The sequence below is a fragment of the Pseudomonas sp. TE21394 genome, assembly GCF_054057835.1.
Genome location: NZ_JBSRZR010000001.1, coordinates 3,009,726 through 3,033,254, shown reverse-complemented (window position 1 = coordinate 3,033,254; position 23,529 = coordinate 3,009,726). Strand labels below are relative to the sequence as shown.

General features: G+C 63.0%; 23 protein-coding genes. 7 read left to right on the top strand and 16 right to left on the bottom strand.

The genetic code is table 11. From position 1 onward, the window contains the following. Positions 1–17 precede the first annotated feature (17 nt). The 12 genes from ACVWZT_RS13995 to ACVWZT_RS13940 all read right to left on the bottom strand — a co-directional run bounded on the left by ACVWZT_RS13995 (position 18) and on the right by ACVWZT_RS13940 (position 10,788). Complete coding sequence (locus ACVWZT_RS13995) at positions 18–1,004, bottom strand: type II secretion system F family protein (protein ID WP_457469853.1); 987 nt, start codon at positions 1,002–1,004, stop codon at positions 18–20. Further along, entirely contained in the window at positions 1,001–2,443 is a 1,443-nt protein-coding gene (locus tag ACVWZT_RS13990; protein ID WP_457469851.1) for a CpaF family protein, read from the bottom strand. Before ACVWZT_RS13990 ends, ACVWZT_RS13995 begins: the two co-directional genes overlap by 4 nt. Before the next feature lie 3 nt (positions 2,444–2,446). Next, entirely contained in the window at positions 2,447–3,664 is a 1,218-nt protein-coding gene (locus ACVWZT_RS13985; protein ID WP_457469849.1) for an AAA family ATPase, read from the bottom strand. Then, on the bottom strand, positions 3,658–4,161 hold the full coding sequence (locus ACVWZT_RS13980) for a TadE/TadG family type IV pilus assembly protein (RefSeq protein ID WP_457469847.1): 504 nt from the start codon (positions 4,159–4,161) through the stop codon (positions 3,658–3,660). The genes ACVWZT_RS13985 and ACVWZT_RS13980 overlap by 7 nt, the downstream gene beginning before the upstream one ends. Beyond that, on the bottom strand, positions 4,161–4,631 hold the full coding sequence (locus tag ACVWZT_RS13975) for a TadE/TadG family type IV pilus assembly protein (protein ID WP_457469845.1): 471 nt from the start codon (positions 4,629–4,631) through the stop codon (positions 4,161–4,163). Before ACVWZT_RS13975 ends, ACVWZT_RS13980 begins: the two co-directional genes overlap by 1 nt. Before the next feature lie 9 nt (positions 4,632–4,640). Further along, positions 4,641–5,984 (bottom strand): Tad domain-containing protein, encoded by a 1,344-nt coding sequence (locus ACVWZT_RS13970; protein ID WP_457469843.1) that lies wholly within the window; start codon positions 5,982–5,984, stop codon positions 4,641–4,643. A gap of 10 nt (positions 5,985–5,994) precedes the next feature. Further along, complete coding sequence (locus tag ACVWZT_RS13965; protein WP_457469842.1) at positions 5,995–6,270, bottom strand: hypothetical protein; 276 nt, start codon at positions 6,268–6,270, stop codon at positions 5,995–5,997. Between the two features lie 15 nt (positions 6,271–6,285). Continuing rightward, positions 6,286–7,797, bottom strand: a complete 1,512-nt coding sequence (locus tag ACVWZT_RS13960; RefSeq protein WP_457469840.1) for a type II and III secretion system protein family protein — start codon at positions 7,795–7,797, stop codon at positions 6,286–6,288. Positions 7,798–7,859: 62 nt separating this feature from the next. Further along, positions 7,860–8,672, bottom strand: a complete 813-nt coding sequence (gene cpaB, locus ACVWZT_RS13955) for a Flp pilus assembly protein CpaB (protein WP_457469838.1) — start codon at positions 8,670–8,672, stop codon at positions 7,860–7,862. A 12-nt stretch (positions 8,673–8,684) separates the two neighbouring features. Beyond that, positions 8,685–10,019 carry an AAA family ATPase gene (locus ACVWZT_RS13950; protein ID WP_457469836.1) on the bottom strand — a complete coding sequence of 445 codons (1,335 nt, stop codon included), beginning with the start codon at positions 10,017–10,019 and terminating at the stop codon, positions 8,685–8,687. 18 nt (positions 10,020–10,037) lie between these two features. Then, on the bottom strand, positions 10,038–10,556 hold the full coding sequence (locus ACVWZT_RS13945) for an A24 family peptidase (protein ID WP_457469834.1): 519 nt from the start codon (positions 10,554–10,556) through the stop codon (positions 10,038–10,040). Between the two features lie 37 nt (positions 10,557–10,593). After that, complete coding sequence (locus ACVWZT_RS13940; RefSeq protein WP_457469832.1) at positions 10,594–10,788, bottom strand: Flp family type IVb pilin; 195 nt, start codon at positions 10,786–10,788, stop codon at positions 10,594–10,596. 443 nt (positions 10,789–11,231) lie between these two features. Between ACVWZT_RS13940 and ACVWZT_RS13935 the strand changes: the two genes are divergently transcribed. After that, positions 11,232–12,113 carry a helix-turn-helix domain-containing protein gene (locus ACVWZT_RS13935; protein WP_457469830.1) on the top strand — a complete coding sequence of 294 codons (882 nt, stop codon included), beginning with the start codon at positions 11,232–11,234 and terminating at the stop codon, positions 12,111–12,113. A gap of 4 nt (positions 12,114–12,117) precedes the next feature. Here the strand turns inward: ACVWZT_RS13935 and ACVWZT_RS13930 are convergent, their stop codons facing one another. Together ACVWZT_RS13930 and ACVWZT_RS13925 are read right to left on the bottom strand one after the other, a co-directional pair. After that, positions 12,118–13,338 carry a class I SAM-dependent methyltransferase gene (locus ACVWZT_RS13930; protein WP_457469828.1) on the bottom strand — a complete coding sequence of 407 codons (1,221 nt, stop codon included), beginning with the start codon at positions 13,336–13,338 and terminating at the stop codon, positions 12,118–12,120. A 103-nt stretch (positions 13,339–13,441) separates the two neighbouring features. Continuing rightward, positions 13,442–14,059 (bottom strand): TPM domain-containing protein, encoded by a 618-nt coding sequence (locus ACVWZT_RS13925; RefSeq protein ID WP_296229901.1) that lies wholly within the window; start codon positions 14,057–14,059, stop codon positions 13,442–13,444. A gap of 186 nt (positions 14,060–14,245) precedes the next feature. Here ACVWZT_RS13925 and bglX point away from each other — a divergent pair, with 186 nt between their 5' ends. The 6 genes from bglX to ACVWZT_RS13895 all read left to right on the top strand — a co-directional run bounded on the left by bglX (position 14,246) and on the right by ACVWZT_RS13895 (position 22,889). Next, positions 14,246–16,537: a beta-glucosidase BglX gene (gene bglX / locus ACVWZT_RS13920; protein WP_296229900.1), complete on the top strand. Its 2,292-nt coding sequence runs from the start codon at positions 14,246–14,248 to the stop codon at positions 16,535–16,537. Between the two features lie 81 nt (positions 16,538–16,618). Next, positions 16,619–18,376, top strand: coding sequence for an ATP-binding protein (locus ACVWZT_RS13915; RefSeq protein ID WP_296229899.1), 1,758 nt, complete (start codon positions 16,619–16,621; stop codon positions 18,374–18,376). Continuing rightward, a complete protein-coding gene (locus tag ACVWZT_RS13910) occupies positions 18,370–19,704 on the top strand; it encodes a sigma-54-dependent transcriptional regulator (protein WP_457469825.1) in 1,335 nt (444 codons plus the stop codon). Before ACVWZT_RS13915 ends, ACVWZT_RS13910 begins: the two co-directional genes overlap by 7 nt. Positions 19,705–19,979: 275 nt before the next feature. Next, on the top strand, positions 19,980–21,299 hold the full coding sequence (locus tag ACVWZT_RS13905) for an MFS transporter (RefSeq protein ID WP_296229896.1): 1,320 nt from the start codon (positions 19,980–19,982) through the stop codon (positions 21,297–21,299). A gap of 538 nt (positions 21,300–21,837) precedes the next feature. Beyond that, positions 21,838–22,164, top strand: a complete 327-nt coding sequence (locus tag ACVWZT_RS13900) for a hypothetical protein (RefSeq protein WP_457469823.1) — start codon at positions 21,838–21,840, stop codon at positions 22,162–22,164. A 119-nt stretch (positions 22,165–22,283) separates the two neighbouring features. Next, positions 22,284–22,889: a flavin reductase family protein gene (locus ACVWZT_RS13895; RefSeq protein ID WP_296234039.1), complete on the top strand. Its 606-nt coding sequence runs from the start codon at positions 22,284–22,286 to the stop codon at positions 22,887–22,889. Here the strand turns inward: ACVWZT_RS13895 and ACVWZT_RS13890 are convergent, their stop codons facing one another. Beyond that, entirely contained in the window at positions 22,890–23,120 is a 231-nt protein-coding gene (locus ACVWZT_RS13890) for a hypothetical protein (protein WP_457469821.1), read from the bottom strand. An 82-nt stretch (positions 23,121–23,202) separates the two neighbouring features. Continuing rightward, positions 23,203–23,496 (bottom strand): putative quinol monooxygenase, encoded by a 294-nt coding sequence (locus ACVWZT_RS13885; RefSeq protein WP_457469819.1) that lies wholly within the window; start codon positions 23,494–23,496, stop codon positions 23,203–23,205. Between the last annotated feature and the right edge of the window lie 33 nt (positions 23,497–23,529).

Here is a 23,529-nt window from a genome sequence, read left to right as displayed (position 1 = left end):
CCCCCTGCGAGAATCGCCTAGATCTCGATACGGATAATTCGGCGAATCCAGAAAATCCCCACCACCATGGAGCCGAAAGCCCCCATGACGAACATTTGCCCGGTAGGGTCCTTGATCAGCAACGTCAGGTAATCCGGGCTGGTGACGATGATCGCCGCCGCCAGCACGAAGGGTATGGCCACCAGCACCCAGGCCGACATCCGCCCTTCGGCCGACATGGTCCTGACCTTGCGCTGAAAACGAAAACGCCCACGGATCAGGCTGCTCAGGCGCTCCAGCACTTCGGTCAGGTTGCCGCCGGTCTCGCGGTGGATGAGGATCGAAGTGACCAGCATCATCACCGTCATGCTGGGCATGCGCTCCAGCAGGCCGAGCATGGCCCGGCGTACATCGTTGCCGTAGTTGATGTCGGCGAAGGTCAGGCCGAATTCCTGTGCCACCGGCCCCTTGTGCTCATCCGCCACCAGGCGCAGGGTTTCGTTGAACGGGTGCCCGGCCCGCAACGCCCGGCACATGGCCTCCAGTGCATCCGGCAAGCCTTCCTCGAACTTGGCAAAACGCTTGCCACGGTCGCGCATGATTTTCAGCAGCGGCAACCAGAACGCGACGAACGCAGCCAGCAACGCCAACCACCAGTAAGGGAAGAACAGCCAGGCCAGCATGCCGGCTGCGGCTGCCAGCACGAGCCCGGTCAACAACACCCGATAGGCCCGGTATTCATGCCCGGCCTGCTCGATCATCTGCGTCAGCGTCGCCATGAACGGCAACTGCTCGAGCCATGCCTCCAGCGGCGACAGACGTGTCAGGTACTTCTGCCGCAACACGGTCTGCATGTTTGGCAGATGGCTCGCCCGCTCCAGGATCAGCAAGCGGCCGCGGATACGCTTGCGCACCTTGCCCGCCTCGCCGAACACCGGCACCACCAGGCCCTGGCTGAGCAGGAACACGGCAATGAACACCATGCCGAGAAACACCAGGATGTATTCGCCGGGTATCTGGCTCATGGCTGACGAGCCTCCATCCATTCAGGCCTGAACATCGCCAAGGGCAATTCGATACCGCGCTTGGCCAGCGCATCGCGAAAGCCCGGGACCATGCCGCTCGGGCGGAAGTCGCCCAGCACCTGGCCCTGCTCACCCACACCATGGCGGACGAAAGAGAAGATCTCGGTCATGGTGATGATCTCGCCTTCCATGCCGTTGACTTCCTGCACGCTGACCAGGCGCCGCTTGCCGTCTTCCTGCCGTTCCAGCTGGATCACCACATCGATGGCGGATGCGATCTGCTGGCGCATGGCCTTGATCGGGAACGTGGCGCCCGACATCAGCACCATGTTCTCGATCCGGCCCAGGGCATCGCGTGCCGTGTTGGCGTGGATGGTGGTCAGCGAGCCATCGTGGCCGGTGTTCATCGCCGTCAGCATGTCCAGCGCCTCGGCGCCACGCACCTCGCCGATCACGATCCGGTCCGGGCGCATCCGCAGGCTGTTGCGCACCAGCTCGCGCTGGCCGACTTCGCCGCGCCCCTCGATGTTCGCCGGCCGGGTCTCCAGGCGTACCACGTGTGGCTGTTGCAGTTGCAGCTCGGCGGAGTCTTCGATGGTGACAATCCGTTCGTTGTGCGGAATGAAACTGGACAGCACGTTGAGCATGGTGGTCTTGCCGCAGCCGGTGCCGCCGGAAATCAACACGTTCAGCCGTCCCCGCACGATCGCCTTGAGCAGCAGGGCGATGGCCGGTGTCAGGGCGCCGGTCTGGATCAGGCTGTCGGTATTGAGCAGGTCCACCGCAAAGCGGCGGATCGAGATACTGGGCCCATCGATGGCCAGTGGCGGGATGATTGCGTTGACCCGCGAGCCGTCCTTGAGCCGGGCGTCGACCAGCGGCGAGGACTCGTCGATGCGCCGGCCCAGGCTGGAGACGATGCGATCGATGATGTTCAGCAGGTGCTGGTCATCGCGAAAGCGCACGTCGGTGCGTTGCAACTTGCCGAAGCGTTCGACGTACACCGAGTCATGGCCGTTCACCAGGATGTCCGACACCGTATGGTCGGCCAGCAGCGGCTCCAGCGGGCCAAGGCCAAGCACTTCGTCGGTGATCTGCTTGATGATCAACTGGCGGCTGGCCGAACTGACCGGCGCCGAATGCTCGTCGAGCAGGCGTTGGCAGATATCGCGGATCTGGCGCACGGCCTCGGCCTGCCCCAGCGAGTCGAGCAAGGACAGGTCCATCATTTTCAGCAGCTGCTGATAGGTCTTCTCGCGCCACTCGGCTTCCACCTGGGTGACCTGGCTTCTGGTTTCGAACAGCACATCGGGTGCGGAGTGCTCCCATGCCATCAGTGCCTCTGCCGGAGCCTTGGCGCCGCCACTCTGCTGGGGCGGCGAGGCGACCTCCGGGGTGCCAGCCTGTTTGCGCAAACGGTTACGGAAATCGCTAAGCATGGTTCACCCCCGAAAGACACGCTTGAAGGCGCGCGTGAACAACCCGTTGTCAGTGGCCACCTGCGTGCCGGCAAGTTCCTCGGCCAGCCCACGCAGGGCCTGGGCGATCGCGGAACGCGGTGCTTGCAGACCTAATGGCACACCGGTGTTCTGGCTCTGGTTGATGACGTTGAAGTCATTGGGCAGTTTGACGATATGGGCACAGCGCAGCGCCTCGCCGATGTCCTTGAGGCTGACCGGCGCCGCCTTGTCGTAACGGTTGACCACCACCTCGAGCTGGTTGCCACGCACGCCCAGGTCATCGCGCAGAATGCGCGCCAGGGCACTGGCGTCCCGCAGGTGGTTGACGCTCTGCTGCATGACCACGAAAACCCGATCCGCCTGCTCCAGCACCGAAGCAGTGATGTGGTCGATCTGCCGCGGCAGGTCGGCCACGACCCAGTCATAGTTGGAACGCGCCAGCTGCAGCAGCGCATCGAGTTGTTCGGCCTGGACATCCTGTGGCAGGCACAGCTCATTGCTGCGGCTGCCGAGCACATGCAGGGAGGGGCTGAAATGGTTGCAAAAGCCGCGCAGCGCAACACCATCCATGTCTTTTATCTGCTGCAGCACGTCCAGTTGGCTGTGCGACTGTGCGACATCCAGATGGTGCGACACACTGCCAAACTGCAGGTCCAGGTCGAGCAACAGGGCGTTGCCCTTGAGGCTTAGCTGATGCGCCAGGTTGCAGGCCAGTACCGTGCCGCCGGAGCCCCCCTTGGCATTCATCACCGCGACCAGTTTCCCTGCCGACTCGCTGCTGTTCTGGGTCTCTGTGACCATCCGGCTCAATGCGGCGATCAGCTCCGAGGCCACGATCGGCTCCGGCAGAAAATCGCGGGCGCCGGCCTGCATTGCCAGGCGCATGCCTTCCCGGTCGTCCAGCTGGCCGCACAGCAACAGCGGCGGGCGCTCATGGGCCGGACGTTGCAACAGGGCCGCCAGTTCTTCGCGCCACGACTGGCCGACGCGCAACAGCAACAGGTCGGGCATCCGGTCCAAGCCGAAAAGCGGGTCGCAATGGCCGTTGCCCACCTGACGGACATTGACCTCAAGCGCCGGAATGCGCTGGCAGATTTCCTGCAGATGACGCAAGGCCAAGGCATCCGAGCTGCTGATCAGCAGGCGCTTCCTGGACTTGCTGGAAGTTGCCGATACAGAGGGTTCACTTAGATTCAGCATGGCGTGATCTCCGGTGCGACGTCCGCCTTGGGATGACGGCCCAGGCTTTCGCGAGGCAGGGTCGCCTTGAATGCGGGCAAGGTTATGGATGCCCCGATACCTGGAATGAACAGGCTGAACTGAAAGTTCTGCAGGGTCAGCTGGACATAGCGGATAGCGGCAAACCCGCTGGCACTCGCCAGGTCACCGGGGCTGGCCACCAGCGCGCCGTTCTGGTCCAGGTAGCGCAGGGTCAGGTCGCCGGTGTCAAGGTCGGCCAACAGGCTGCTGGCGCCACTGTCGCCGGCGCTGTTGAAGATCGCCCGGCGCAGCACGACCGGGTCGCTGATATTGCACACCGCCGCCAGGCGTGCGCCGCGCCGCACGGACTCGTTCAGTACGTTGACGGTGAAATACAGCCGGCCCATTTCCAGCACCCCGAACAACAGGGTGAACAGCAATACGCTGACGAAGGCGAACTCCACCACGTATACCCCGCGCATGCCCCTGCGTTTCATCACAGCGCCCTCATCACGGTGGTGGCGACCAGCGGGAAGTTCAGCGCCACGCTGTTGCCGACAAAGGCCGGCAGGCCGCTGGCGACCAGCGGCGAAAACAGGTAGTTGACGGTCACTTGCACGTGGTCGTTGGTGCCGGCCACCTTGGCCACCTGCACGGTAGTGTTGGCCGGCATCCCGGCCAGGCTGCAGGGGGGTGTCGACGGGGCGCCATACACCGCCACGTATTTGGTCATGCACTCGAGGTCGGGGCTTACCTCGACCTTGCCCAGGGTCGCGTTCCACGCTCTGCTGGCAACAAACCGCGCAGCATCACGGCTGCCCTGCAACAGGCTGTTGTACTGGTAAAGCATGCGACCGAGTTCGCCAAAGGCCAGCAATGTCAGCAACAACAAGGGCAGGGCCAGCGTGAACTCGACGATTGCCACCCCTTGCTGGCGCTGCGCGCGCTTGCACCGGTGAAGTTCCATGACACGCTCCTAGGAGTCGATGCTCGGTGTGCCACTGCCATTGATGAAGGTTTTGTAGAGCTGGATGATCTGTGGGCCTGAATCGTCTTGCGGCGTGGGCCCAGGTACGTTGTCGCCACCGCACTGCCTGACGAACTGGCCGAAGATCTGCGAATCCCCGCCCTTGTTTTCGGCTGGCTGGAGCACGTAGAAGCAACCGAAACCGATGACCGGAATCGATGACGCCCCGGCGTTCTTGCCCGAGCAGTCGCCCACCACGATCCTCAGTATCCTGCGTTCGAAAACCCCGCTCGCCTGGCACCCGCTTCCCGCGCCTGCGACGCAAGCGGCGGCACGCGACGCATAGTCGTTGTAGTCGAACAACTGGGTGCCACCGGCAGACAAGTTGCCATTGCTCGACGCGACAGCTTGGCCCTGGTATTCCACCCGCGCCGGTGTGGCGGCGTCGTTGTACTGGATCAGCGGGTTGTCATAGGTGGTCACCAGGTCAGGCGGGTAGTCGGTGCCCTTGAATGACCCGGTGTAGTCGCCGAAGCGCGTGTTCAGGCCCTGGACGGAAGGGCCGACGGTGTTGCCAGGCTTGGTATCGACGCTGTCGCCGACGTTACGGCAGACCGAGCCGCCGCCTGCCATGAGTTCGCCAACGTCCTTGCCGCCCGCACCAAAGTCGAGCAGCTGAAAATTGCCGGGGCCAATCGGGTCGCTGTTCTTCGCGGCAGACTTCAATACCTCCAGGTCACCAAAGCGATAGCCCCAGAACATGCCGGCATCCGGGTTGTATTTTGCCGGGTCGCCACACACCAGCAGCGGCGCCAGGTTGCAGGGGCTGGTCGGGCTCGGCCCGGCGGTGGCGATCGCTGCCAGGCTCTTGGTCCCGACAGTGCCGGGGCCGACTGACTGGGCGATGTTCCAGAAAAAGCCTGCCAGCGAGTAGTTGGGCACCGATACCCGCACATAACTGGCATTGGTCGGCCCGGGGAAGGAAAACGGCCCGTAGACATTGTCTGCCAGCTCCACCACGGCAAATGTGCCAAGGTTGCCAGCGATGGCCGTCAACAGTTCCTGGTTGCCCGCAGCCTTGGCATTTTCGTTCAGGGTAAACAGCGCGGCATCCCGTGTAGCAGTCGCGGCGTTGCCAGCGCCCATCACCTGGCTCAGCGTCTTGGCGCCACTCAGGGCAGCGGCATCCACGGCGTTCTGCAGGCGTGTCTTGTTCAACAGCATATGGCCGCCATCGAGTACCAACGCCGCCATCATCAAGATCGCAACCAGGGCGATCACGATAATGATGGTGACTGCGCCCCGCTGCCGGCCTGGCCATGCGGTGAACACACGTTGGGCTCGAGGAGTCATCGTCACGCCCTCAATCGTTGCTGAACTTGATCTGGATCGGCTGGCCAATCTGCTGAGCTTCGCCGGTCGCGCCCCGGTAGCCATTGACCACTTCTTCCAGCAACGGGCCATCGACGCCTGCGGCCGGCAATTCGGTACCGGGGTGGGCAGCAACCTCCTTGTTGGCAATCTGCTGGTAGTGGGTCTGATAGACGCTGTAGCCCAGCGGCCCTACCCGGCCTTCGTCGTAAGCCATGCACCCGGACAACCCTGCTACAAGCGCGCAACACACGATCACGGTTCTCATGCTGGTTCTCTCCGATCAGTTCAGGTCATGGCCAAAGTTGCCGCCGCTGACGCCTAGGCTGACGGGCACCGAACGGCCGGGCTCGCTGCCTTTGGTCTTGCCGAGCAGGTAGAAGTCGAGGTCACTGGGTTCGACGAATTTCTCGGTAGGCAGGCGCACCGCCCTGGCATCCACGGGCTTGGCCAGGTGTGGTGTCACCAGAATCACCAGTTCGGTTTCACCATTGATGAACGACTGGCTGCGGAACAGGTGCCCGAGTACGGGTATATCCCCCAGCCCCGGGAAGCGGCTGACAAAGTCGCGGGTGTTTTCGCTGATCAGACCGGCGATGGCGATCGTCTGGCCATTGCCCAGTTCGACCGTGGACTCGGCGCTGCGCTTGGTCAGCGACGGAATCACCTGCGCCACACCGTCGCCCAGGATGCTGCTGAGGCCCGTGTCGAGCACCAGCGAATTGACGTTGGAAAGCTCGCTCACCGAGACATTCAGGTTGAGGTTGATGCGCCCGGAATCGAGCACCACTGGCATGAACTTCACCCCCACCCCGAATTCCTTGTACTCGACGGTAATGCCATCGTCCTCGGTGATCGGCACCGGGAATTCACCACCGGAAATGAACTCTGCCTGTTGCCCGCTCAGGGTGGTGAGGGTGGGTTCGGCCAGCACCTTGGCAGAACCGTTGTCCTTGGACGCCTCCAGAACCACGTTGAACAGGAAGTCGTCGGACAGGAACTGGGCGAACAGGCCCTTGCCGCCACCGATCAGCGAGCCGGGCGAGAGGATCGAGCCGCCACCCGGCGTCAGGCCCAGCCCCTGTCCATTGTTGAAGCCGCCGCCGCTCCAGTTGCCGCCAGAGCCAAGGGCATTGAAGCGCACGTTGAGGTTCTTGATCAGGCTGCGCTGCATCTCGGCCACCTTGACCTCCAGCATCACCTGCTGGCTGCCGCCGACGCTGAGCAGGTTGATCACCTCCAGTGACTGGGCCGGTGCCGCTGCGGCAGCCTCGCCCTTGCCTTGCACCACGCTGGAGGTCTGCGCGGCATAGGTCTTGGCCACCTTCATCGCCGTGTCCATGGCCGCAGCACTACGCACCTGGCCGCGCAGCACCAGCGCGCCCTGGGCGCTGAACACTTCGATGTTCTCCTCGGGCAGCAACTGGTGCAGTTTGGTCTTGAGCCCGGTGAGGTCGTGCACGACTTCCACATCGAAGGTCTCGATCAGGCGGTTGCTGGCGTCCCACAGCAGCACGTTGGTCGTGCCCAGGGAACGCCCGAGCAGGTAGAGCTGGGTCGGGCTGGTAATGAGGATATCGGCTATCTCAGGGTTGCCGACCGAGATTTTCCTGACCGCTGTACGACTGCTGATCGTGCGCGACTTGAAGATCGGTACCTGAATCGCATTGCCGTTGGCCGCTGGCAGGGAACTGTATTCAGACCCCAAGCCTTCAGCCTGGGTAACGCCAGCGAACAGCAGCTGCGTACCCAGCCCGCACAACAGGTACAGCCCTACTCTCTGCCAAGTGTTCATCTACGACTCCTTGCGAGGTGATCTTGATCCCGCCGAAGGTTGGCCATCGGACGACAGCTACGTTAAAACCGTGTTTTCGCTATCTCGATTTCAGTTCCCCGGATGATCGTGACCGCACCACCGACCGTGCTGCGGTTGACCACCGGTTTCGGCTGCGGGCTGGCTACTGGCGGCGCAACCTTGACCGGCTCGGCAGCGGCAATGGCTGGAGCGGGTTTCTGCGCATCCAGCGGGTTACGCAGGGCCAGTTGCAGCTTCCCTTCGGATTGCGCCTTGACCAGGACCTCGGCTTCCTTGGCCGACATTTCCAGGGTGACGGCACGCACCACCACCGGTTGTGTCTTGTCAGTCCCCGCCGTCTGGTCCACGGCCAATACCCGCAGGTTCTGCAGGATGGTCTGGGACTCGGCCTGGTTACTGCTGCCATTGCTCTGCCGGGTCGCCAGCACATCGACCCGGTTACCCGGCAGAAGGAACCCGCCCACCCCGACCACATCGTCCACGCGTACCGAAATGGCCCGTTTGTCAGGGGCGATCAACGACGCCAGGGTACTGCCACCCAGGTGCTCGGCGACGCGTGCACTGCGCAGCACATCGCCGCGCAGCAGGGCGAAGGTGGCGATCTTGCCTTGCACCTTTTCACTGCTGTCGAAGGCATCGTCCGGCACGGTATCCCTGGGCATGCGCACCAGGGTCACCTGCTGGGCCTCGATCATCTGCCCGAACGGGATCTCCACCGTGGCGACCACCACGTTCTTCATGTTGTCATCGGGGGTACCTTTGAGCCGCCCGTTCAGCCAGTTGTTGGCCATCCAGGCGGCGCCAAGCCCCAAGGTCAGGGAAACGGCAACCAGGGTCAGCGTACGGGCACTCATGTGTGCATCTCCTTAGCCAAGGAAGTTGATCTGGACGAAGTAGCTTTGCCAGGCCCATTTCAGTTCCTGCACCGACAACGGCCCCTCGGCGCCCAGATAACGCTGGCGGTCGAGCGCCATGCTCAGCAGGTCGCGCGGGTGGCAGGGCACCAGCGGCACACCTTCGGCCTCGTACAGTGCCTGTAGCGCGTAGCGCAACAGCACCGGGTCGTAAGCCAGCCCCAGGCGTTCGCACTCCTGGCGCCAGATGCGCTCGTACTCATCGACTTTCAGGTAGCTGAACTGCAGCTTGTAGCCAATGCGCCGCAGGAAGGCCTCATCGGCCAGTTCCAGCGGGTTGAGGTTGGTGGAGAACACCAGCACCAGGTCGAACGGCAGCTCGCAATGGCGCCCGCCCCCCAGGTTGAGGAAGTCGCGCTTCTCTTCCATCGGCACGATCCAGCGATTGAGCAGTTCGGCCGGCGCCATGCGCTGGCGCCCCATGTCGTCAATGATGAACAGGCCATTGCTCGCCTTGAGCTGCAGGGAAGCCTGGTACTGGCGGCTGCTCGGGTCGAAACGGACATCCAGTTGCTCCATGCCCAGTTCGCCACCGGTGATGACCAAAGGGCGTTTGCAACGCACCAGCCGACGGTCGATGCCTTCGTTGAGCAACAAGCTGTTCTGTTGGCCCTGTTCCTCCAGGGGGTGATGTATCTGGGGGTCAAAGACCTCGATAACCGACTCGTTGATCTCGATCGCGCGGGGGACCCAGATGGACTCCTCGAACAGTCGGATCAGGCGGCTGCTGACGTAGGTCTTGCCGGTGCCCGCCGGGCCGTAAATCATGATGGCGCGCCCGGAATTCAGGGCAACGCCCAGTTGATCGAGCATACCTTCGGGAAGCACGACGCCGGCGAAGGCGGTTTGCATGTTCTGGGTGTTGATGCAGCCATGGTGGATGGTCTGCAGCTTGAGCAGTTCCCGATAGACACCTACCGGGAAGGGCGCAGCGCCGATATAGCCGCTGCGCGACAGTGCGTCACGGGCACTGCTGCGGCCACGTTCGGTCAGGCCGTAGCGCAGCGCCTGCCCGCCCGCTTGCACACCGACCTGGCCCAGCACCTCGACGCGGCCGTCCTTGCGCAGGAACGCCAGCACTTCTTCCACCACCGCACCGGTCAGTGCCAGGCGCTCCACCAGACGCGACAGATCCAGCGTGCCGGCGTCATGCAGATGCTTGCACAGCAAATCACCGAGAAAGCTTTCGGCCAGGCCGGTCTCGCGAACCGTACGCGGCTGAGGTGCCAGGCTTTGCACTGCTTCCTTGGCACAGGCGCAGGCACCACTGTCTCTGAGTGCGTACATCGTTAGCCTCCCAGGCTATTATTGGCCGAGCGGTTGCCAAAAAAGGCTGAAAAGGGTGCCAGACAGGATTGCAACCGAATAAGGAAAAGGCTTGCCCGCCACTTCATCCGCCACCGGCGCAAAATAGGCCTGGGCCGTCAACATCAACCAGTAGCGTTGCAAGGTCTGTTTCAACTGTCCGCGTATGAACACTATCGACATCCCACATATACCGCCGGCAATCAGGCTAAGAAGTGCAGCCGAAAGTGCTTGATGCGGTGTAAGAAAGGTACCGACCATGGCCATCAACTTAACGTCGCCGGCTGCCATGCCCCCCAGCGCGTACATCGGGATAAACACTGCAAAACCAATGAACATACCCAGCACGCCAGCACCCAGCCCGGCAACTTCCGATGCTTGAACCTGGCCCGCCAAGCCCAACCCGACCCCCAGCAGAATCAACAGGTTGGGAATGCGATGGCGGCGAAGATCACCCACCACCGCAATGCCCAACAGCCCTAGCAGCACGACAATGGCGGACAGAGATTCTGCTGACATTGCTGCATCCCCCCTGGGGCCCTGGTCATGACTCAGTTCAAGGTGCAGCAGTACCGCCAAGGGCGGTAATCAGCCCGTTTATCTTTACCTTGGCTGCGGCGCCCAGGTTGGTGAAAGCAGTCACCAGGACAAGTGCAATCAACCCACCGGCTACCGCATATTCGACGACGGTCAGGCCGTCTTCATCTTGGACAAACTTCGTGACCGAAGCCTTGATTGTTTGAAGAGTCATTTCGCTCACCTCGCTAAGGACAATGTTCTTCTTCCCGGGCAGTGGTGGTTTGCACTACCTGTTGGGAATCCTAGTCAGCGGGTGAAGGTAGTTGTTAGGAGTTTTTTGCGAATCGCTAGGACTTTTTTGCGGCTTTTTGCCATCACCTGAGAACAATGCAAGGCCGATGCAAACAAGCGGCGCAAGTCTATGCGAGACGCGTTTTCGTATGCACTTGCTGGCAACCCGGATACGCATCCGACAATTTCGAGACATGCCGACAAACGGTTGCCCTGGTCATATAGGCAAAACCGGGCGGAGAGCGTCTGGTATCAGTGCTTTAGCCGCGGTATAGAACCCGATGAAAAAAATTGAACTAGCCTGATAACCAATCATTCGGCAGGTCGTGAGTCTATTGTCGATACTGCAACACGTAGGGACACCCGCCAGGAGCAGGTTAAGTCATGATGTCTAACTTGGGCAGAAAGCCGCTGTTGCTGTGGTTCGATCTGACCCGAGATCGGTCCACGGAAGCGTTGATGGCAAAGTTCACCCATGTCTGTGATTGCAAGCTGGCAAAAACCGTCGCGCATGCCGAGCGCCAGCAGGCGGACATGATCTGCATGCATTTCGATCGCCCAGACACCCTCAACCTCAATCTGCTGCTGGAAGTGAAGCGCAACTCACCTTCCGTGCCGATCACCATGTTCACGGTGCAGCATTCCGAAGAACTGGCGGTGTGGGCCATGCGTTCGCGGGTGTGGGAATACCTGGTCCTGCCGCTGACCAGCAGCGAGATGAGTCGTTACCTTGATGTCCTGAAGCAGCTTTGCGAGGTTCGTCGCGTTGCCAACCATCAGGCCAATGAAAAGCACATCGATCACCTGCCGTCCCTGCCAGACAGCATTCGCCTGACCAATGAACACCACAAGCACAGGGCGCTCGGCAAGGTCATGCCCTACATCGACCAGCATTTTCGCGAATGTATCGACCAGAAGGACCTCGCCCAGCGCTGCGGCATGACCACGGCGCGCTTCAGCCGCCTGTTCAAGGAGGTCAATGGTCTTGGTTTCATGGATTACATTCTGAGCAAGCGCATGAGCCTGGCCATGGACCTGCTGGCCAACAGTCAGATGCCGATCACCAGCATCGGCTATGAGGCCGGCTTCAAGGACCCATCCTATTTCGCCCGCGCCTTCAAGCAGTTCACCAACTGCACGCCCAGCGAGTATCGCCAGGCCAGCCAGCTCGGCGAGGCGGTCAGCGAAGCCGATCCGTTGAACAACGCACTTGCGCGGGTGTTGGACAGCGGATTACCGAATGCAGCGTTCCACAAGACCCGCTGATCGATCATGTGCCCGGCAGTAACCCATCCGCCCGCAACAAGGTCTCCAGGCAGTGCTCCTGCACCCCATAGAACGCCTTGAGCTGGCCGATCTTCTCCAGCAATGCCGTGTTTTCCGCCACCTGCCGCCGCTTCACCGCAAGAATCATCTTGTTCTTGTTGGTGTGCTCCAGCGAGATGAACTCGAACACCTTGGTTTCATAGCCGCAGGCTTCCAGGTACAGCGCGCGCAGGCTGTCGGTCAGCATTTCGGCCTGCTGGCCTAGGTGCAGACCGTACTGCAGCATCGGTTGCAACAACCCCGGGCTGTGCAGCTGCGGGCGGATCTGCTTGTGGCAGCACGGCGAGCACATGATGATCGCGGCGTCACAGCGAATGCCGGTATGGATGGCGTAGTCGGTGGCAATGTCGCAGGCATGCAGGGCGATCATCACGTCGATGGCCTCCGGCACCACGCTGCGGACATCGCCACACTGGAACTCCAGGCCGGGATGTTCCAGGCGCGAGGCGGCGGCATTGCACAGGTCGACCATGTCCTGGCGCAGTTCAACCCCGGTCACCTGGGCTTCGCGGCCCAGGCTGTTGCGCAGGTAATCGTGCATGGCGAAGGTCAGGTAGCCCTTGCCAGAACCGAAATCGGCCACCCGCAGCGCCTGCTCTGCGGCGACCGGCGCGCTGGCCAGGGCATGGTCGAAGACCTCGATGAACTTGTTGATCTGCTTCCACTTGCGCGACATGGACGGAATCAGCGCGCCTTGCCCGTCGGTCACGCCCAGGTCACGCAGAAATGGCCGCGACAGCTCCAGGTAGCGCTTCTTCTCGCGGTCATGGCCGCTGCTGGCCGCCTCGCGTGGCGCCTGCGCGCCGTGGCGCTGGAGCATGGCTTTGCCCTTCTTGCTGAAGGTCAGCTGCACTTCGCCGTCGCCGTCGAACAGGTGGGCGTTGCGGAAGCTGCCCGGCAGCAGTTCGGCAACCAGTGCCTGGGCCTGCTCCAGCGCCAGGTTACGGGTGATGTCACGGGTCTGGTGGCGATAGACCAGCGACAGGCACGCCTGGCCCTTGACCTGCAGCGGCTTGGCAATGATCCGTTGCAGGGTCTGGTCGGTACCGACATGCCGCGCCAGCACCAGTTTGACCAGGGTCTTGCCCTGCAGGGCGGTGTTCAGCAGGTCGAGAAACTGGGCGCGGGCATCCGGCGCGGCGGGGGAGGAAGGACTGGCGGACATGGGAAAGCGGTGCCTCGGATAGCGGGAAGCGCAGGGCGCAATGCGCGCATTCTACAGGGTGGTACCGATCCTGTGGGAACACGGACTGGCGGCGAGTCCCCCATCAATCGAGAATCACCAGGCGATTAGGCAGCTCATTGCGTGCATGGGTCGGCGGCACATGTTCGCTGAGCAGTTCGCCGCACGCGTCGATGCACTCGACAAAGCCCTGCAAAGTCCGCCCCTGGCGCACCTGCTCGGCAAGCCGGGCGACGATGGCCGCGCGGGCCGTGGCATCCAGGCAGTGCTCGATACCGCGGTCGACCAGGATCTCGACATGCCGCTCCGCTTCGCAGACGAAGATCAGCACCCCCGTCGCACCTGCCGTGCGCTGCAGGTTCTGTTCGCGAAACTGCTGTCGGGCCAGGCGCGACGCTCGCCAACGGCGCAGCGCGCGGGGGATCAGCCAGCCGGCCAGGCGCGGGTTACGCAGCAACAGGCACAAGCCGACGAACAGCACCACGTTGGCCACCAGCAAGCCGCGCCCCCCGGGCCAGCCCAGCAGCCAGTGCAGCAGGCCCGGCACGACCAGCGCCAGCACCGCCGCCCAGAACAGAGGCCAATAGGCGTAATCGTCGGCACGCCGGGCCAGCACCGTCACCAGTTCGGCATCGGTGCGCCTTTCGGCACGGGCAATGGCTTCGGCAACCAGCCGCTGATGGTATTCGTCAAGGGGAGTCATGCCGTCGGTCTCTTGCGCATTCTTATAGTTGTTGTCCCGGCATTCGGGGCTTCGTCCGCTGGCGACAGATTCAGGCATAATCCGCCGCAGGAAAATATGCTTGCGAATCGTACAACAATAGCCGCCTGAAAACCTCGGCCGCGCGCGTATCACTGTCGATACGGCAGAGGCCCCAAAACGGAATTGATGATGAAACTGTCTTTGCTGGGCCTGGCCATGGGCCTTGCCAGTCAGGCGGCCCTCGCCGCCCCCTCCGCTCCGCCCCTGCAGGACAAGCAGGCGTTCATCGACCATCTGATCAGCCAGATGACCGAAGCCGAGAAAATCGGCCAGTTGCGTCTGATCAGCATTGGTCCGGAAATGCCCAGGGAGAAGATCCGCGAGGAAATTGCCGCCGGGCGCATCGGCGGTACCTTCAACTCGCGCACCGCACCGGAAAACCGCCCCATGCAGGACGCGGCCATGCGCAGCCGGCTGAAGATCCCGATGTTCTTCGCCTACGACACCGTCCACGGCGAGCGCACCATTTTCCCGATCGGCCTGGGCATGGCCGCGACCTGGGACATGGACGCCGTGGCCAAGGTAGGCCGCACGGCCGCTATCGAAGCAGCGGCCGACGCCCTCGACATGACCTTTGCACCGATGGTCGACATCGCCCGCGACCCACGCTGGGGCCGCACCAGCGAAGGCTTTGGCGAGGACACCTACCTGACTTCGAAGATCGGCCAGGTAATGGTCCGCTCGTTCCAGGGCAGCAGCCCGGCCAACCCCGACAGCATCATGGCCATCGTCAAGCACTTCGCCCTGTACGGCGCCGTGGAAGGCGGGCGCGACTACAACACGGTCGATATGAGCCTGCCGAAGATGTACAACGATTACCTGCCGCCCTACCGCGCCGCGCTGGACGCCGGTGCTGGCGGGGTGATGGTGGCGCTGAACTCGATCAACGGCGTGCCAGCCACCTCCAACACCTGGCTGATGAATGACCTGCTGCGCAAGGAGTGGGGCTTCAAGGGTGTGACCATCAGCGACCACGGCGCCATCGAGGAGCTGATTCGCCACGGCGTCGCCCGCGACGGTCGCGAAGCCGCCAAGCTGGCGATCAAGGCCGGCGTCGACATGAGCATGAACGACACGCTGTACGGTGAAGAGCTGCCAGGCTTGTTGAAGTCCGGCGAGGTGACCCAGCGCGAACTCGACCAGGCGGTGCGCGAAGTGCTGGGTGCCAAGTACGACATGGGCCTGTTCAAGGACCCATACGTGCGCATCGGCAAGGCCGAAAGCGACCTCAAGGACTATTACGGCAACGACCGCCTGCACCGCGAAGCCGCGCGTGACGTGGCGCGTCGCAGCCTGGTGCTGCTGGAAAACCGCAACCAGACCCTGCCGCTGAAAAAGGCCGGCACCATTGCCCTGGTCGGCCCATTGGCCGATGCGCCGATCGACATGATGGGCAGCTGGGCAGCTGACGGCCAACCCAAGCACTCGGTGACCGTACGCGAAGGCCTGCGCCGCGCCGTCGAAGGCAAGGCCAGGCTGGTCTATGCCAAGGGTTCCAACATCACCGGCGACAAGGCGATATTCGATTACCTGAACTTCCTCAACTTCGATGCCCCGGAAATCGTCGATGACCCACGGCCGCCTGCGGTGCTGATCGACGAAGCGGTGAAGGCGGCGCAGCAGTCCGACGTGGTAATCGCAGTAGTCGGCGAATCGCGCGGCATGTCCCACGAGTCGTCGAGCCGCACCACCCTGGAAATCCCGGCCAGCCAGCGTGAGCTGATCAAGGCCCTGAAAGCCACCGGCAAACCGCTGGTGCTGGTGCTGATGAACGGCCGTCCGCTGTCGATCAGCTGGGAGCGTGAGCAGGCTGATGCAATTCTCGAAACCTGGTTCGCCGGTACCGAAGGCGGCAATGCGATTGCCGACGTGCTGTTCGGTGACTACAACCCGTCCGGCAAACTGGCCATCACCTTCCCGCGCTCGGTCGGGCAGATCCCGATGTACTACAACCACACCCGTATCGGCCGCCCCTTCACCCCGGGCAAGCCCGGCAACTATACCTCGCAGTACTTCGAGGAACCCAACGGGCCACTGTATCCCTTCGGTTATGGCCTGAGCTACAGCAGCTTCGAGCTGTCGGGCCTGAAGCTGTCGAGCAAGGACCTCAAGCGTGGCGACACGCTGCAGGCCCAGGTGACGGTGAAGAACACTGGCAAGCTGGCAGGCGAGACCGTGGTGCAGCTGTACCTGCAGGATGTGTCGGCGTCGATGAGCCGGCCGGTCAAGGAGCTGAAGAACTTCCAGAAACTCATGCTCAAGCCGGGCGAGTCGCGCACCTTGAGCTTCCGCATCAGCGAGGAAGACCTGAAGTTCTACAATGGCCAGCTGCAGCGGGTGGCCGAGCCAGGCGAGTTCAATGTCCAGGTGGGGCTGGACTCCCAGGCGGTGCAGCAGCAGAGTTTTCAACTGCTGTAACTGAGTCGCCTGTGCCGGCCCTTTCGCGGGTAACCCCGCGAAACGGGCCGGCCCCGATATCCAATCACCCGGATCCACCCCATGCCCTTTTCCTTTCGCGCCCTGCGTCTGGGGCTGATCACGCTGCTGATCGTGCTGGGCACCGCCCTCAGCGCCGGCTGGGCCATGCACCAGGCCAAGCGCCAGGCCATGGCCGCCGACGCGCGGCGCGCCAGCCAGCAGCTGGGCCTGTATGCCAATGCCCTGCACACCCTGATTGACCGTTATCGCGCGTTGCCCGCCGTGCTTGCGCTGGACCCGGAGCTGATCGCCGCCCTGCAGGGCCCGGTCAGCGAACCGCTGCAGCACGCCCTGAACCGCAAGCTCGAGCGTATCAATGGCGCGGCCAACTCCTCCACCCTCGAACTGCTCGACCGCACCGGCCTGGCCATCGCTGCCAGCAACTGGCGCCTGCCCAGCAGCTACGTGGGTTCCAACTACGGCTTCCGGCCCTACTTCAAGCAAGCCCGCAGCCAGGGCAGTGGCCGCTTCTACGCCGTCGGGGTGACCAGCGGAGTACCGGGCTACTTCCTCGCCAGCGCAGTGAATGATGAGCACGGCCGCTTCCTTGGCGCGATGGTGGTGAAGCTGGAGTTTCCCGAACTGGAACGCGAGTGGCGCCAGGGCAGCGACATCCTGCTGGTCAGCGACGCCCGCGGCATCACTTTCATCGCCAACCAGGACGGCTGGCGCTACCGCGAGCTGCAGCCGCTTGGCGGCGCCGATCGCGCCGAGCTGGCCGAAACCCGTCAGTACGACAAGCAACCCCTGGTGCCGCTACAGCATGAGGTGCTGACCCGCTTTGCCGAAAACAGCACCCTCAGCCGCGTGCACGGCCCGGCGGGCACTGGTGAATACCTGTGGGAAAGCCTGCCGCTGGGCAGTGAGGCCTGGACCTTGCACCTGCTGCGCAAGCCACAGGTAGTGGCCGACGGCCGTAATGCGGCGCTGGCCGCCGCCGCCGTGTGGCTGAGCCTGGTTTTCGCCGCGCTGTTCCTCAGCCAGCGCCTGCGCCTGGCTCGCCTGCGCCAGCGCAGCCGGGAAGAACTCAAGCGTCAGGTCGAAGAACGCACCCGCGAGCTGCGCACGGCCCAGGAGGGCCTGGTGCAGTCGGCCAAGCTGGCCGCCCTGGGGCAGATGTCGGCGGCCATGGCCCATGAGATCAACCAGCCGCTGACCACCCAGCGCATGCAACTGGAAACCCTGCGCCTGCTGCTCGATCATGGCCGCTACGACGAAGCGCGCCGAGCCCTGGAACCGCTGGAGCAGATGCTCACGCGCATGGCTGCGCTCACCGGCCACCTGAAAACCTTCGCCCGCAATAGCCCGGTCGGGCTGCGCGAGCGCCTCGACCTTGCCACCGTGGTCGACCAGGCTCTGCACCTGCTGGACGCGCGAATGCGCAGCGAAGCTGTGGAAGTGGCCCTGTACCTGGCGCGCCCGGCCTGGGTACGCGGTGATGCCATTCGCCTCGAGCAGGTGCTGATCAACCTGCTGCGCAACGCCCTCGACGCCATGGCCGACAAACGCTACAAACGCCTGGAGATCCGCATCGAGCCCGACGGCGAGCTGTGGCGCCTGAGCGTGCTGGATTCCGGCGGCGGCATTGACGAGGCCAACCTGGCCAAGGTCTTCGACCCATTCTTCACCACCAAGCCGGTGGGTGAAGGCCTGGGACTCGGCCTGGCCATTTCCTATGGCATCGTCCACGAGGCAGGTGGCCAACTGCAGGCCGAAAACCTGCCCGGCGGTGCGCGCCTCAGCCTTACCCTGCCCCGAGACCTGGAGCCTGTATGTTGAATTCGGTGATGGTTGTCGACGATGAAGCCAGTATCCGCACGGCGGTCGAACAATGGCTGAGCCTGTCCGGCTTCAGCGTGCAGTTGTTCGCCCGCGCCGAAGGATGCCTGGCACACCTGCCACGGCACTTTCCCGGGGTGGTCGTCAGCGATGTGCGCATGCCCGGCATGGATGGCCTGCAACTGCTCGAACGCCTGCAGGCCGACGACCCCGACCTGCCGGTAATCCTGCTGACCGGCCACGGCGACGTGCCCATGGCAGTGGAAGCCATGCGCAGCGGGGCCTACGACTTTCTGGAAAAACCCTTCACCCCGCAACACCTGCTGGGCAGCCTGCGCCGGGCCCTGGAAAAACGCCAGCTGGTGCTGGAGAACCGCAGGCTGCACGAGCAGGCCGACCTCAAGTCACGCCTGGAAGGCACGCTGCTGGGGATGTCCCAGGGCCTGCAACAGCTGCGTCGGCAAGTGCTGGACCTGGCCAACCTGCCAGTCAATGTACTGATCCGTGGCGAAACCGGCAGCGGCAAGGAGCGCGTGGCCCGTTGCCTGCACGATTTCGGCCCACGCGCGGACAAGCCGTTCGTAGCCCTCAATTGCGCGGCCATCCCCGAAACGCTGTTCGAAGCCGAACTGTTCGGCCATGAAAGCGGCGCCTTCACCGGTGCCCAGGGCAAACGCATCGGTAAACTGGAATACGCCAACGGTGGCACCGTATTCCTCGACGAAATCGAGAGCATGCCACTGGCGCAGCAGGCCAAGCTGTTGCGGGTCATCCAGGAGCAGAAGCTGGAGCGGCTCGGGGCCAACCAGAGCATCACCGTGGATTTGCGCATCATCGCCGCGACCAAGCCCGACCTGCTTGAGGAAGCCCGCGCCGGGCGTTTCCGGGAAGACCTGGCCTATCGCCTGAACGTGGCCGAGCTGCGCCTGGCGCCGCTGCGTGAGCGGCGTGAGGATATCCCACTGCTGTTCGAGCACTTTGCCCGTGCCGCCGCGGAAAAACTTGGCCGTGTGACGCCGCCCTTGTCGGGCGGGCAACTGGCGCAGTTGCTGGCGCATGACTGGCCGGGCAATGTGCGCGAACTGGCCAATGCGGCGGAACGCCACGCCTTGGGGCTGGGCTCGCCGAGCAGCGAGGCGGCGCCGGCCGGGCAATCGTTGAACGCGCAGATGGAGGCGTTCGAGGCGCAATGCCTGCGGGCGGCGCTGCGCCAGCATGGCGGCGAGATCAAGGCAGTGATGGAGGCGTTGCAGCTGCCCCGGCGCACCCTTAACGAGAAGATGCAGCGGCACGGGTTGGTGCGTGAGGACTTTATCGGGCGGGAATGAGCGGAAATCCGCTTATCGACTTGTGCGCATAAGCAAAAAACCGCTCACGGCGAGTTGTTTTTGCGGCTGCGTTGCAGCCCTTGATGAGCCCGCCCGCGTCCACATGAAAAACGCGCACCCAAGCGTGACGCGGTCTTCGCAGGAGCGGGCAGGCCCGCGAAGGGCCAAGCGCCCCGATCTGGATCAGCACGCCCCCATTTGGCACACCTTCTGCAATTGCCTGTGCAAGTCGCGTTTCGGCGCGCTCCACAAAAACAACGAGAAGGTATCCCCTGATGGATAACGCCACCACCCTGCCCGCCGGGGCGGCCACTGCGCCCGCCGCGGAAAAAACCACCGCCAGCCGCCTGAAGTCGATCTTCAGCGGTTCCATCGGCAACATGGTCGAATGGTACGACTGGTACGTCTACGCAGCATTCTCGCTGTACTTCGCCAAGGCCTTCTTCCCGGCCGGCGACGCCACCGCACAACTGCTCAATACCGCCGCGATCTTCGCCGTGGGCTTCCTCATGCGCCCGATCGGTGGCTGGCTGATGGGCCTGTACGCCGACCGCAAAGGCCGCAAGGCCGCGCTGATGGCCTCGGTGCTGCTGATGTGTGCCGGCTCGCTGGTCATCGCCCTTACCCCGGGCTACGAAACCATTGGTGTCGCCGCGCCAATCCTGCTGGTCGTCGCACGTCTGATGCAGGGCCTGTCGGTGGGCGGCGAATACGGCACCTCGGCCACCTACCTCAGCGAGATGGCCAGCAAGAACCGCCGTGGCTTCTTCTCCAGCTTCCAGTACGTGACGCTGATCTCCGGCCAGCTCATCGCCCTGGCGGTACTGATCGTCCTGCAGCAGACCCTGACCACCGAGCAACTGTATGCCTGGGGCTGGCGCGTACCCTTCGTGATCGGTGCGCTGTGCGCCGTGGTGGCCCTGTACCTGCGTCGCGGCATGGAAGAAACCGCCTCCTTCACCAAGAAGGAAAAGGCCAAGGAAAGCCTGATGCGCACCCTGCTGCGGCATCCCAAGGAGCTGATGACCGTGGTCGGCCTGACCATGGGCGGCACCCTGGCCTTCTACACCTATACCACCTACATGCAGAAATACCTGGTCAACACCGTGGGCATGAGTATCAGCGACTCGACCACCATCTCGGCCGCCACGCTGTTCCTGTTCATGTGCTTGCAGCCGGTGATCGGCGGGCTGTCCGACAAGATCGGCCGTCGCCCGATCCTGATCGCCTTCGGGGTACTCGGCACCCTGTTCACCGTACCGATCCTCAGCACCCTGCACACCATCCAGACCTGGTGGGGCGCGTTCTTCCTGATCATGGCCGCACTGATCATCGTCAGCGGTTATACCTCGATCAACGCCGTGGTCAAAGCCGAGCTGTTCCCCACCGAAATCCGCGCCCTGGGCGTGGGCCTGCCGTACGCCCTGACCGTGTCGATCTTCGGCGGCACCGCCGAGTACGTGGCCCTGTGGTTCAAGAGCATTGGCATGGAAAGCGGCTTCTACTGGTATGTCACCGCCTGCATCGCCTGCTCGCTGCTGGTATACGCAACCATGAAAGACACCAAGCAGCACTCGCGGATTACCACCGAATGAGCGTGAGCTTGCCGTAATGAAGAAGGGCGCACCGTTGGCGGGGCGCCCTTCTTCGTTCGTCACTCACCATGCACCGACCTTTCATCACCCAGTTCTGCACATCTCCAACGCCTGACGCGGTACACGGCGCTGACCATCGAGCGCTGGCGCTGCGGATCAGCAGGGCGCCGTCGGCCAAGCCGAGCTTCGAATCGTCTGCCAGGTAATCGCCCAAGGCAGTACCAGCCCGGTAGAACAGCTCGCCCTTGCTGATGCGGGTGGCGTCCAGCGGGTTACCGCTCAGGCGCCGGGCCAGGCGCTTTTCTTTTTTAACGTCCCATTAATTCTTCCCTTCCAAGCTGCAATGGCTGCCAAGGCGTTGCCGCGAAGACAGCGCCTCAAGGGGGCATGAACACTGCCTGCTCACACTGTGCGCACCTCAATACATCGGATAAGTAGATACTTGAACGCTATTTTTTGCGCTTTTTTATCTAATTAGTAGGCGTAGCATTAACCCTATGGAAACAACCAACTTCTCGAACCCACTGGAGCAACGATCATGAAAAACCAACTGATTCTCTCCCTGGCCCTCTCGGTTTTCGCTGCTGGCGCCTTCGCCGAAGATGGCTTTGACCGCACCAGCGCTCACACCTTCGCAGCGGCACAGAGCCAATCCGCGACCTACGCTGAAGATGGTTTCGACCGTACTGGTGGCCAGCGCTTCGCCGAAGATGGTTTCGACCGCACTGGCGGCCAGCGCTTTGCCGAAGATGGTTTCGACCGCACTGGCGGCCAGCGCTTTGCCGAAGATGGTTTCGACCGCACTGGTGGCCAGCGCTTCGCCGAAGATGGTTTCGACCGCACCAACGCCCACCGCATCAGCTGATCCCCTGATACGCGCTACCAGCCCGGCTTCGGCCGGGCTTGATCATTTGCAGGCGAGCGCAGGCTTGGCACACTAGGCGTCTTTTCCACCAGGAGGTAGGGCCAGCAAGCCCAGCACAGATGTACTACTACGAACCCGCCAAAGGCCACGGCCTGCCCCACGACCCGTTCAACGCCATCGTCGGCCCGCGCCCTATCGGCTGGATTTCCTCACAGGACCGCGAAGGCCGCCTGAACCTGGCACCCTACAGCTTTTTCAACGCTTTCAATTACATTCCACCGATCATCGGCTTCTGCAGCGTGGGGCGCAAAGACAGCCTGAACAACATCGAGCAGACCGGCGAATTCGTCTGGAACCTGGCCACCCGTCCGTTGGCCGCACAGATGAACCAGAGCTGTGCGCCGGTGGCCGCCGAAATCAACGAATTCGAATTGAGTGGCCTCACCGCCACGCCGTCGCGCATCGTCAGCGTGCCGCGTGTCGGAGAAACGCCGGTGGCCTTCGAGTGCAAGGTCAGCCAGATCGTCCAGCTCAAGCGGGCCGACCAGGAACTGGTGCCCAGCTGGCTGATCCTCGGTGAAGTGGTGGCGGTGCACATTGCCGAGCACCTGTTGAACAACGGCATCTACGATACCGCTGCCGCCGAACCGATCCTGCGTGGCGGTGGCCCGGCGGACTATTTCGAGCTGGGCAACCTGTTCAAGATGGCCCGGCCACCGGCCTGATCACCAGATCAGTTCACCTTCGTCGCTGACGCCCTGCAGGCGTTGCAGCTCGGCGCTGGCCGCTTCGTCGGCGGCCACGGCGCCCTTGAATACCTGGCCGTCGAGGACCTTGTGAAAACGCGGCGCGCCGCCCACGCGCAGGGCCTTGACCGCAATCGCGGCGTGGTAACCGCCTTCCACCGGGACCATCGCCGAAACCGCTTCGAAATGCGGGAACTCCCTACGTGCCATGTTGCTATCCGCCTGGTTGATCGAGGGCCGGTATTTTACCTTATTCCTCTGTACCGGCCCTATCGCCGGCACAGGCGACACCTCAATCAAAGGTATGCAGGTCCAGGCTGCTGACTACCTGAGCCTGCACCAGCTCACCAAACACTTCCAGCGTCAGCGAAGCAAAGTACCCGCTCATCGCCTGTTGGTTCTGCCAACTACCACTGAGCAGCCACAGGTCGGCATCGGCCTGCGACCGCTGCACGGTGAAACTCAGGCAACCCGGTGCCCGCAACGAGGGTTCGAGCAAGTCACGCAGGCGCGCGCCCAGCTCTGCCGAGCGCCCGCTGCTGGCACGGATGAAAGCAAGGTGGGTGACCGGTCGTGTCGGGGTCATTGCACAATCTCCTTGGAGCAAGCGGACGGAAAA